The organism is Salinisphaera sp. SWV1, from assembly GCF_052044155.1.
Classification (GTDB): Bacteria; Pseudomonadota; Gammaproteobacteria; order Nevskiales; family Salinisphaeraceae; genus Salinisphaera.
In genome coordinates this window covers 1-11,461 of sequence record NZ_JBQDYE010000064.1, presented here as the reverse complement: position 1 = coordinate 11,461, position 11,461 = coordinate 1, and the positions used below count along the sequence as shown (strand labels likewise).

At 60.1% G+C, this 11,461-nt stretch carries 9 protein-coding genes and 1 pseudogene; 6 read left to right on the top strand and 4 right to left on the bottom strand.

Annotated elements, in window-relative coordinates:
- Positions 1 to 131: 131 nt before the first annotated feature.
- Positions 132 to 493, bottom strand: a pseudogene (locus ACS8YF_RS18795) (transposase); the annotation flags it as partial.
- Between the two features lie 284 nt (positions 494 to 777).
- Between ACS8YF_RS18795 and tnpA the strand changes: the two are divergent.
- The 5 genes from tnpA to ACS8YF_RS18770 all read left to right on the top strand — a co-directional run bounded on the left by tnpA (position 778) and on the right by ACS8YF_RS18770 (position 7,851).
- A complete protein-coding gene (tnpA, locus tag ACS8YF_RS18790; RefSeq protein WP_440851642.1) occupies positions 778 to 1,224 on the top strand; it encodes an IS66 family insertion sequence element accessory protein TnpA in 447 nt (148 codons plus the stop codon).
- A 521-nt stretch (positions 1,225 to 1,745) separates the two neighbouring features.
- A complete protein-coding gene (locus ACS8YF_RS18785) occupies positions 1,746 to 3,131 on the top strand; it encodes a Wadjet anti-phage system protein JetA family protein (protein WP_440851641.1) in 1,386 nt (461 codons plus the stop codon).
- Entirely contained in the window at positions 3,128 to 3,787 is a 660-nt protein-coding gene (locus ACS8YF_RS18780; RefSeq protein ID WP_440851640.1) for a DUF4194 domain-containing protein, read from the top strand. Before ACS8YF_RS18785 ends, ACS8YF_RS18780 begins: the two co-directional genes overlap by 4 nt.
- Positions 3,756 to 7,202, top strand: coding sequence for an SbcC/MukB-like Walker B domain-containing protein (locus ACS8YF_RS18775; protein WP_440851639.1), 3,447 nt, complete (start codon positions 3,756 to 3,758; stop codon positions 7,200 to 7,202). The genes ACS8YF_RS18780 and ACS8YF_RS18775 overlap by 32 nt, the downstream gene beginning before the upstream one ends.
- A gap of 4 nt (positions 7,203 to 7,206) precedes the next feature.
- Entirely contained in the window at positions 7,207 to 7,851 is a 645-nt protein-coding gene (locus ACS8YF_RS18770; protein ID WP_440851638.1) for a hypothetical protein, read from the top strand.
- Positions 7,852 to 7,916: 65 nt separating this feature from the next.
- On the opposite strand, the gene istB is transcribed toward ACS8YF_RS18770, so the two are convergent.
- Complete coding sequence (istB, locus tag ACS8YF_RS18765; protein ID WP_440851637.1) at positions 7,917 to 8,672, bottom strand: IS21-like element helper ATPase IstB; 756 nt, start codon at positions 8,670 to 8,672, stop codon at positions 7,917 to 7,919.
- 20 nt (positions 8,673 to 8,692) lie between these two features.
- Complete coding sequence (gene istA / locus ACS8YF_RS18760) at positions 8,693 to 10,228, bottom strand: IS21 family transposase (protein WP_440851636.1); 1,536 nt, start codon at positions 10,226 to 10,228, stop codon at positions 8,693 to 8,695.
- On the opposite strand from istA, the gene ACS8YF_RS18755 reads away from it, so the two are divergent.
- Positions 10,206 to 11,033, top strand: coding sequence for a Wadjet anti-phage system protein JetD domain-containing protein (locus ACS8YF_RS18755; RefSeq protein ID WP_440851635.1), 828 nt, complete (start codon positions 10,206 to 10,208; stop codon positions 11,031 to 11,033). The genes istA and ACS8YF_RS18755 overlap by 23 nt on opposite strands.
- 108 nt (positions 11,034 to 11,141) lie before the next feature.
- Here ACS8YF_RS18755 and ACS8YF_RS18750 read toward each other — a convergent pair whose 3' ends face one another.
- Entirely contained in the window at positions 11,142 to 11,366 is a 225-nt protein-coding gene (locus ACS8YF_RS18750; protein WP_440851634.1) for a BPSL0761 family protein, read from the bottom strand.
- Positions 11,367 to 11,461: the final 95 nt, after the last annotated feature.

Sequence of the window (11,461 nt, the reverse complement as noted above, 5' to 3'; positions counted from 1 at the left end):
GGTCTTTTGGTCTTTCGCGACGGTTACAGGTGATTGGACTCCCTCCGGATCGCGCTGCTACTCCATATATAGGGGAGGGTCACAGGCCTGATTTTTCCAAGTCTGAATGCTTGGTTATCGGGGAGAGGGTCACTAGTTGAGACTTTCAGGCAACGACACATCAGCTGGAGGGGATATTCCGAGCGACAACGTTGGATCGTCGCGTACCTGACGACGATTCCTTGGCGAAGTACGTTGCCGCGTCGCGTAAAAAATCGCGCTCCTTCTTGACCTGCGCCAGCTCGCGCTTAAGGCGGGCCAGCTCCTGATCACGCGGCGTGCCGCTGCCCTGAAATACGGGCTTCGACGAGCGCTGGGCCTCGCGGCACCAGCGGTTGAGCATCGTCGGGCTCAGGCCGAGATCGCGAGCCACTGCGCTCGCACTGCTTGATGACGAGCGCACCAGTTCGACGTTTTCGGCCTTGAGCTCGGCGCTGTACTTCTTGCGTGGCATAACACTCCTTGTTCGGCTCCATGATGAGCCTTCTTTGAAGTGTCCGTATTAACAGGTGAGAACCCATAAGAGTTAGCAGGGAATTTGAAGCCAGCGAGAAAAGATTCTCCGCCCTTTACGAGAAATGCGGCCTGTTCCGCCCCCATCGTGCGGTGGGCATGGGGTTGTAGGACATTGCTAGAGATAAAACCGTCGAGCGGTAAGCGGATAAACGAAGACGTCATATCTTGTCGATATTTCGCTGGTTAACCTGATTCGCGTGTTAAGCATGAGAGTCAGCTGCGATGTCGAGATCACCACGCCAGAAGCACTCGCCGGATCAATGGCGTCAGCTCATCGAGGCCCAGGCGGCGAGCGGCCTCAGCCAGGTTGTATTCTGTGCCGAGCACGGGCTATCCAAGAGCTCATTCCAGCTCTGGTACCGATTTCAACACGATCGGTGGCGACTTCAGACGGCGCGTCTTGTGCTAACTTGCGGTATTCCTGCCGAAAAGTGTCGACAGCGATGTTCGAGAACGACAGTAGAGCAACGCGTCCGCGATGGGCGCGGAGTTGTTTGCGCATCGTGGCAGCCGACGTACCGCGGTGAAGGTTTTGCCGCTTCCCGCGCATGCAATAACCGACATCGGCGCGATCGGGGCCTCAATGATCCGAAGTTGTTCAGCAGAAGGTTGCGTCATTGCGTGTCGTTTTACGTTTTTCTTATTGCTGAACCTGACACGCATGAGTAATTGCGTCACGGATGTAGTCGGGTACTACGAAATCGACCTCGCCAGAAAGGACCTGTGCAAGTGATTGGCTAAAGCGCCCTTTTTGCACGTTGTTGTGCGGCCTGTCCAAACAACGGGGTCCAACTCAATACTCGATCCCGGGTTGTACGCCCCGGGATCCGCTGCATCAACTTGCTTGATCTGGCGCCGGTAGGCTTTCTTAATAGGTGGATAGCAGTTAGCTGGCACGAGCTGAGGTATAACTCAGCAGCTCACGCAAACGCTTGCTACTGAACGAACCCTCGTAGAGCACGAGCACTTAGATCAGATGCATCTCGGGCGCGTTGTTCGAGGTCGTCTTGGTGTTCGCCATGGAACTACGGTTCCAATGTGCTGCGGCTACCCCGATTAATACCAATCTTAATTTGACACTGGGGTTTAACTAACATGCAGGTTAAAGATTTAAAAAACCGGCCTGAAATGATGCTGTCATGACGCCATCGAACAATTCGACACTGCTGTTCGATCGTCTCCCCTGGGGCTTGTTCCAGCCGCTGGGTTCGCGAAATCGAAAGAGTTATTGGCAGATCATCGTTCGACTGTACGAGGAGTACTTCTCGGAGGAAGCCGATATTCCCGAGCTTGGCTACGAGCGTCATGACATCGTGGTCCCGATCGAGCACTTCCTTCGTAGCGAATCCGACTGGTTTGCCGATGATGAGGCAGGTGGCGCCGATACGCCGATGGGCGTACGTGCCAACAACATCCTGGCTTATCTGATCGACAGCGGCTGGCTGGTCGAGAGCCGCGTGCTGCTGCGGCGTGTGGTCGAAATGAAGCCCGAGATCCAGCAGTTTCTCGACCTCCTGATTAACTTTGCCGAGCAGGGGCCGCAATTCCTCGGCGGTAAGGTGCAGGTGATCTACAGCTCGTTGCAAGCTGTCGAGCGTGATCCCGAGGAGGCGGCCGCGAGCTTTCACGAGACCGCGAAACAGGCCAAGAGTCTGGTCAACAGCGTTGCGGCTACACGAACCCAGGTCAGCGAGCTCATGCAGGCCTTGCGCAAGCATGAGAGTGCCGGGGATTACGTTGCGGCCTTCTTTGATGAATACATCAGCAGCATCTACATCGCCGACTATACCGAGCTGCGCACGACCAACCATCCGCTACGCCGGAGGCGCGACATCCTGAACATCGTAAACCGACTCCGCTTGGTTGAGGAGCAGGGTGGGCCGTTGCTGGCCTGGTACGAAAAACAGAACTGGGGTCGATTGACCGGCCGCGAGGCCATGGAGCGCGATTTCAAGCGCTATGGTGTCTTTTATCGCATCGAGACCCATCTGGATCGATTGAACGCCGTCGTGGTGGCGGCCAACAAGCAGGCGATGGCCTACATCAGCTATCGGATCCGCACGCGCGCCGACTTCGACCGGGTGGTTGATCGTAGCTTGGACGTGATCGCGAAGGTGCCGAACAGCCACGAACTGGATACGCCTTTCGCTCCCGGGCCCAGTTTAGGCGATGAGACACTAGCTGTGCCCAAGAAGCCGCGTGTGCCGCCGCAGCGGACGGTCATGAAGGACCGTTCGCTCACGCCGCGACAGATTGCGATCAATCGCCTGAAGCGGGATATGCGAAATCGGCGCTCGATCTCGCGCCGGGTCATGGCAGAGTATCTCGACATGGCGCTTGGCGACGCCGATCACCTCTCTAACGGCGACTTGTCGATCAACACGATCCAGGAGCTGTGCTCTTTCCTGCGACTGATCCGCCTGGGCGCCGAAGCACAGACACAGGCGAGCCAGTCCAACGGGCCGTCTGACCCGCTCGACGACTTCGACATCGAGATCGACGAAAACGGTCGCGTCGACAACGAATACGTCGAAGCCCCCAGACTCACCATTCGTAGAACAGGAAGCCGCTCATGATCAGGCATTGGCGAGACCTCCTCAGCGAGGATGTGCCCTACGAGGCCGAAGACTTCGAGGTGGCAGCGTATCGGCTTGTCACTGAGCAGGCGCTGTATGAGGCGGTGGCCCGGCAACGCACGGCCTACCGGATCGTGAAAGAACACGAGAAGCGCTTCCGGGAAATGTGCGCCCTATTGGGCATGGAACTCTACGTGAGCGTGGATGTGGGGTATTGTGCCGCCCGGCCGGCGCGAGCCGCCACGGTGAAGCTGCGTATCGAGCCCACGCTCATGGCGCTCGTGCTTCGCAAGGTCTACCACCAGGCTCGCCAAGACGGTGAGGATCGGAACGGCCATGTGTTGATCTCCCTGAGCGAGCTTGCGCCTGTCTATGAAGAAAGCACTTCGCGGGAATTCCCCAGCAAGCAACGCCAGACGCTGATCGATCTGTTCGACACTATGCGCCGGTTCGGCATTGCGCGCAGGATTTTGGGCGAACAGGACGACGGGCAGCCGTTCGCGGTCGAGATCCTCCCAGCCATCGAGTTCCTGCTCGACGAAAAGGCGATCGCCGATCTTCAACATCATGCCGGCCATGCCGAGCTGTCCGATACGGAGCAGACCGACGAGCCGTCGGCCGAGGATGACGACGAGGACCGTTATGAAGACGCTTAGGCAGATCAATCTCGTTCAGTTTTATCTGTTCGACAACGAACAGATGGACATGGCAGGTGCGGCCGCGTTCATCGGGGACAACGGTTCGGGTAAGTCGACCATGCTCGATGCCATCCAGACCGTGATGACCGGCGCCCACGGCAGCTATCTGAGATTCAACGCGCAGTCTTCATCCGGTAGCAGTACCCGGACGCTCAAGGGCTACTGTCTGGGTGTGCTCCGGAGCAAGAGCCAGGACGGTAATGAAGTCGAGTCCATGGCACGCGAGCATTCGATGAGTTATCTCGCGCTCGGTTTCTGTGACGACAAGACCGGAGAGGCCTTTACGGCAGGGCTGTGTATGTCGGCGTCGGTCGACCAGCCCAAGCACACCATGCACGGAATGTTCGTGCTGCCGGGCGTGATGTTGTCCAAGCAGGATTTCACGGAAGAGACTCCCGAGGGAGACCGTCCGCTGTCCTGGGGGGATTTCTCGGCACGCGTTGCCAAGCGTTGCCGTGACATCTCTCGGACAGCGATGCTCAAGGATAAGGTGGAGGCCTACGTCGGCGAACTGCTCGTGCAACTGGGACCGCCCACGGCCAGAATCGACCAGCGTTCTTATCTGCGTTCGTTTTCCAAGGCAATGCAGTTGCGCGATATCGAGAGCGTCGACGAGTACGTGCGTCAGCACATCGTGCCCCTGGTCAAAATCGACGTTCAGGACTTCGGCGTTCAGATCAAGCAATTCGAGGAGTTCAAGGCGCTGATCGAGACGACGAAGCAGAATATCGCCGAACTCAGCGGGATCCAGTCCCACTATCAGGATGCACGCCGTCGCCAGACCCGGCAGATGTCGTTGTATTCGCTCGCCGCGACCTACGAGCACGAGCAGTCCTATCAGCGACTGATGGACATGGAGGACCGCCTCGAAGCGCTGAAGAGTAAACAAGCGAACCAGGCGCGGGATGCCGAGGCCACCACGCTGCATATCGGCCAGCTCGAAGAACAGCTCGAAGAGATCAATAACCAGATCAGCGCCGATCCGGGGTTGAGAGATCACGAAGCGCTTCTCAAAAGCTCGCGCCAGGCCGATCAAAAACTCCGGGATGCTGAATCCCAGGTTTGGCATCAGATCGCGCCCTTGATCGAAGGGCTCACCCATCTGGAGGCGCGGGCGGATCTTGCCGACGATCAGCTCGTGCTGCTTCGGGAAGTCAAAGGCGCGCTGCACGAAGCGAAAGACAATCTCGCCGCCATTGAGGCCAACATGCTCCTCAAGGCAGTGGTCGATGCCGGCGGCCTGTTGCGCACCTCCATCAATCAGCTCAAGACAGCGGCCCGGGCGGCATCGGACGCCCGGTATGCGGCTCAGACCGAACTCAATGCATATGCGGGCACGTTGCGATCGCTGCAGCAGGGCCACCTTCCGCTCAGAGAGGATGCCGGTCGTGCCGCGGTTCTGCTGGCTGAGTCCGGCATCGAGGCCTCGCCGATCTGTTATCTGATCCGAGTGAGTGATCCGGAATGGCAGCCTGCAATCGAGGCCTACTTGGGCAGCCAGCTCGACGATTTCGTTGTCGCCGAGGGGCGGGTGAATGACGCCGTGTCTCTGATCCGCAGGCCGCCGGCTCACGAGGCGATCTACAACGTGAAGGTGGCGCAGCCGCGCCACTTGGAGCGGTTCCGGCATAAACAACCCGCTTCGGACGAAGTGGCGAGCCTGGTGACCTCCGATAACTGGGTCGCCCAGGCCTTTGCCCGCCGCGCGCTGGGCAGTACGAAATTCGCGACCACCGAGGCCGACCTGGCGCGTAACGAACGCGCGCTCAGCAAGGACGGCATGGTATCCAGCGGGGGCGGCACGGCCCGCAAGCGTCTACCGGATGCCGGCCAGTTGCGTATCGGACAGGTGTCGAACGCCGCTCAGCTCGAACAGGCGCGCATAGAGCACGCCCGGCTGACTAAGATCTATGAACAGGCGCTCGCCGAAGATGATCGGCTCCAAAAGCTGTTCGGACGGGTCGACAATTTTTCAGACCAGCACGCCGAACAGTCGTTGAATCGTGAACTGTCGAATCTGCAGAGCTATCGTCAGGAAAAGACCGATCTCGCGTCTCGTCTGTCGTCATCGGAAACCGAAGCCAACAAGGCCTTGCTCACACGACAAAGCCAAGTCAAAGCCGACATCGCCGCAGGGCGCGACCGAGACAAGACGCTGGCGGGCGAATTGGCCGTCAGCGCGGAAAACATCAAGCGCCTGGAAAATGCGATGGACGCCGAGAAGGCGGGCCAAAGCGAGCTCCACGAGAAGGCGATGGAAGCCGCGGCGAACCCGCATTGCGATCCGGCCATCGTGGACAAATATCGTCAACAGATCGATGACCAGGAGACTGAGGAGAGCGATCGACCCGGCCGTGCACGCCAGCTCGCCGCCCAGGCTGAGAGATCGATGGAAACCTCGATCCGCCATGCAGAATTCGCATTACATGCGTATGAAGAACGAGCCAACCTCAGTCTTCGTGAGCAGCGTGACGATTGGGAGAAGGGGGAAGCCTGGGTGGACGGCGAACTGGAAATCCAGCGGTCCTCGAATCTGGCCAGCTACGAGAAGGATGCAGACCAGGCGCTGGCCAATGCCCATGATGCGTTTCGTCGCGATATTGCCTACAAGCTTCACGAGCAGATGGAACTCATGAAGACACGACTGCACGAGCTGAACAGCCTGCTCGATCGCTGCCCACCGTTCTCGCAGGGCGAGCGGTATCGATTCAAGTACAAGACCCGCAAGGCACACAGCAAGCTGCGGGATTTTATCGAGAAGGTGAGCGTTGCCGGCGACGATTCGCAATTCGCCTTTGAGCAGCCGCAGACAGAGCCCGAAATCCAGGAGGCGATGCAGGAGCTCACGGCCATGGCCACCAATCCGGAGGTTATGGAGGGCAAGGCGCCGTCGGTGCTGACGGACTATCGAGAGTTCTACTCATTCGATCTGGCGATTCGGGTCAACGATGAGGAGGTGGACACCTTGTCCAACCGCACGGGTTCTGGCTCGGGCGGTGAGCATCGCACCCCGTTCTATGTGATTGCCGGCGCGTCTCTGGCTTCGGCCTACCGGCTGGATCAGCGGCCCGGCGAGGGCGGGGGTCTGATGCTACTGGATGAGGCGTTCTACAGCATGGACGAGCAGAACGCACTCTCGGCGGCGCGTTTTCTCAGCCAGCTCGGGCTGCAGCTTGTCATGGCCGCACCCGGCGCCGACGAAGCCAAGATCGACAGCTTCACCAACACGATCTTCGATATCGGTCGTGACGGTCTGACCCCGTGGATCTATAGGGTGCGGCTCAAGGAGCCGGCCAACCGTCTACTGACCAGCGATTTCCCGAGTGAGCATCCGGACCTGATTGATCAGGCGGTCGCGGAGCAGACGGGCTGAGCACATGGATACGATCACTCGACAGGCGTTAGGCAAGCTGCTGAGAAAAGCCGAACGCCGGATGGTGAAAGGCGGGTCCGGACCGATCCCAAGCCTGAAGTTCTCGGCGGCCTCGCTGCCGGCCTACAACGAGTCGCTGACCCGAGAGCGGCTCAGTCTGATCCATGCAGAATTACGCGAATGCCTCCGGGCCGGCGCAATTGAGATCGACTGGGATTCCCGCGCCGGCGACGACGGTCAGATTGCCCGGATCCGATTGATCGACGCTGTTCAACTGGCCGAGTTCTTGGACAAGAAACCGCGTTGGGAGGTCATTGCCGAGTCTGAGGTTCGAGTCGCCCCGTGGCGTGGCCGGTGGCGCGTTGAAGAGGTTTGGGCACGGTGGCAACAGGATCAGCCGGTCCGGGGCTTCAAGCCCGACCGGGCCGATCTGCTGGTCGATGCCTGCCGTGTGCTCGACTGCCTGTCCGAAAATCAGGACGTGCCGGTCCGCCGGCTCAGTGCGTCGCTGTTCCAGGATTCCAAGCGCATCGAGCGGGACTTGGTGGCTATGCTGGATGAGTTGACCCGCTCATCGGATCTGCTCGCTTCGGATAAGCATCTCGTTCTCCAGCGTCTCGGTGCGTATTCCGGCGAACGTGACCGCTGATTCCGCTGAACGTGACCGCTTTGCCCACTGCGTTCACGCTGGGGTTGCTTTTTTACGCTGAGCGGTCACGATGCGTCAACTGCGGGGTTGTTCGCGACCGCGGTTTTGCGCAGTGATTCCCCTTTCAGATTGAGCCGATGCGCGCCGTGCAGGAGCCGGTCGAGTATGGCGTCGGCCAGCGTGGCCGCGCCGATATATTCATGCCAGTGTTCGGCCGGTAACTGACTGGCAATCAGCGTGGAGCCGCGCCCGTGTCGGTCCTCGATCACCTCCATCAGATCTTGTCGCTGAGGGCCGGTGACCTTCTGCATGCCCCAGTCGTCGAGAATGAGCAGATCGGTTTTAAGCAGTTGCCCCATCAGTCGGTCATACGAGCCATCGCCGTGCGCGATGCGCAGCGCCTCGAACAGACGCGGCACGCGCAGGTAACGTACCGACCGGCCCTGGCGGCAGGCTTGATTGCCCAGCGCACAGGCCAGCCAGGTCTTGCCGCAGCCGGTCGGGCCGGTGATGCACAGATTCAGCGATTGGGCGATCCAGTCGCCGCTGGCCAGCGACGCCATGCGCGATCGTTCCAGACCGCGAGGATGGCGGTAATCGATATCTTCCACGCAGGCCGGCACGCGCAGCCGGGCGGTCTTGAGCAACCGTGCCAGGCGCCGGTTCTCGCGATGCAGCACCTCTTGGTCGACCAGTAATGCCAATCGGTCTTCAAAAGCCAGATCATGGGTATCCGGCTGGGCGCGCTGGCGTTCGAGCGCGTCGGACATGCCGGTAAGCTTGAGCCGGCGCAGCGTATCGAGCGTGTTCTGAGTCAACATGGGATTCTCCTTGTCCTGGGTCAGTGGTAGTAATGGGCGCCGCGGACGTTGGCGTGCGGCGGCAGGTCGGGCAGTTCGGGATCGTCGGCCAGCGGCTGCTGGTCCAGTCCCTGTTTGAGGATGCTGGCCACACTGCGATAGTTGGCGGCGCGGATGGCCAGCGCCCGGGCACAGGCGTGTTCCAGTCGTGATTTGTTGTAACGCCGGCTCAGAGCCAGCAAGCCCAGACAGGCGCGATAGCCGTGCTCCGGATGCGGTCGATCCTTGAGTTGGCCCGCGACCACCGCCGCCGTGTTGGGGCCGATGTCGCCGGCCCAGTTCAAGAACCGGCCCGGCGACCAGTCCCGATGCGCCTGATGGGACTTGGGCATGTGCTCGGTCAGCGTAGAGAAGCGACCCTGGTTCAGCCGCGGATGCGCGGCCACGCGCTGGCCCTTGTGCAGGACCTCGACGGTCCAGTCCGTCAGGCGCACGTCCAGCGTCTGACCGACCAGGGCGTGCGGTACGCTGTACAGCCGTTTATCGATCTCGATGTGATAGTCGATCCCAGGCCGGGCCCGGCGCCACTCGGCATGCACATACGGCGCAGCCGGTAGTGGCCGCAGCGCCGGTCGATCCAGCGTCTCGAACAGACTGCGCCGGCTCTCGGATGAGCCCTGGAACGCGCGCCCGTTCAGGTCGGGCAGTAGTTCGGCAATGGCGCGATTGAGTTCAGCCAGACTGAAGAACGTCCGGTGACGCAGGCGCGCCAATATCCAGCGTTCGACCAGCAGCACCCCGGCTTCGGCCTTGGCTTTGTCTTTCGGTTTGTAAGGCCGCGCCGGCAATACCGCGGTCTGGTAGTGAGCGGCCATCTCGGCATACGTCGGATTGATCTTCGGCGCATACCGATCCGATTGGCTGACCGCAGCCTTCAGATTATCCGGCACCAACAGTGCCGGCACGCCGCCGATAAAACCCAGCAGGCGCTGATGCGAGGCAATCCAGTCGCGCAGCGCCTGGGTCCAGGTCGCTTCCGCGAACGTGTAGCTGGACGCACCCAGCACAGCCACGAAGATCTGGGCGGCGCGCATCTCACCGCTGTGGCGATCCACGATCGCCACCGTGGGGCCGCAGTAATCGATGAACACCTTCTCGCCGGCCCGGTGGACCTGGCGCATGCTGCGCCGTTGTACCGCACGCCACTGTCGGTAGCGGGCACAGAACTGACTGTAGCGATAGGCTTGACCGCCGTGGTTCTCGACAGTCTCGGCCCAGAGCAGTTGCAGGGTCACGCCCTTGCGTTTGAGTTCCTGGTGGATCTGGAAATAGTCTGGCTCGGCAAAACGCGCCGGTGGCGTCCGCGCCGGGAATAACAATGCCTCCAGACGGGCTTCATCGGCACCGTCGGGCAATGGCCAGCCAATCCCCTGAGCCTGGGCCAGGCTGACGTACTTGCCGACCACGCCCTTGGACAGGCCGCAGGCCGCGGCAATCCGGGCATGACTGAGTCGGCCTTCGTATTTGAGGCGCAATACCTCGATAATCTGTCGCATGGGAATCCTCGCTGCCGGCATCCGTGTCTCCTGTGAAAAAAGGAGAGCGGGTATGTCGGATCAAGTGAAAGAATTCCAGCGTGTGTGCAGCGATTCCGGGATCGTGACCGGCGATTCCGCCATCGTGACCACCCATTCCGGGCCCACACTCCAAATCGGTCACGATGAAACGGAATCAGCGGTCACGTTCGCCCGGAACAGGCGGTCACGTTCAATCGGAATGACCGGTCACGATGGGCCGGAATATGCACTCGGCTTGGTCAAGCATCCGCAGCCTGTCCTGATAGCCGGCCGACATCAGATCCGGCTGCAGAATGAGCGCACGGTTGCGCTGCACGAGCCCTATATCGGCCTCGCGCCTGATCACGTCTGCGGCATCGCCGGCGACGCGCCAGCGCATATCATGACGATCGAAAACCTAACGACTTTCAATGAGGTCGCCCGGGGTCTCAACGATGAGGTCGATGCCATGGTCATCTATACCGGGGGCATGCCGTCGCCCGCGTTGCGAGCCGCCCTGCGTGCCCTTATCGCCGACTGTGGCGAGCGGACATGTTTCTGGCATTGGGGAGATATCGACGTGGGTGGTCTACGGACCGCGCTGGCGATTCAGGGCGAACTCGATGGCCGAGCCCGGCTTCGTCCCTGGCAAATGGATCTATCGATACTGCCGAGTGATACCCGCTTGACCGATGCACCCGATACCGTCGTCAAGCAAATGATTACCCTTGCCGAACGTCTAGATTGGCCCGAGGAGGCTGCAGGAATCCGGCGTCTGCGGGCGATCGTCGAGCAGGAAGTGCTGGCACCCTGCCGCCCGTTCTGATCGGTCGCGCCGATTATCAGGACGGGTTAACTCTGTATCCGTTTGTACCGGACATCGGGCCGGGGATGGTGGCCATCTCCACAGCTTTTGCCGTGTATCCAAAACTGGTCATATATGCTCGGATTCGGAAAAAACCTGGTGGGCAAGGCCTTTTAATCCTAGCTCGCGCTCCTTTCGACCAACCAACCTGATGTCATCGGCGTTAGGGTAATGGCGTAACAATGCCTTGGCCTTGCAGCGAAGCTCTTGAGGCATATTCCGGTCGCGCGACATTTGTTCAAGAAATTCTCTAGTGGCAATCACAGCTCGTGTTCTTTCATTCGGCATCGTCATGATCGATCCCTATTAACTAGTGTCCGTCCAGAAACTCCAACTATCTGATTGCGTTGTAGAATCGGGGCAATATAAAAGTGGAAAACTCCGGGCGC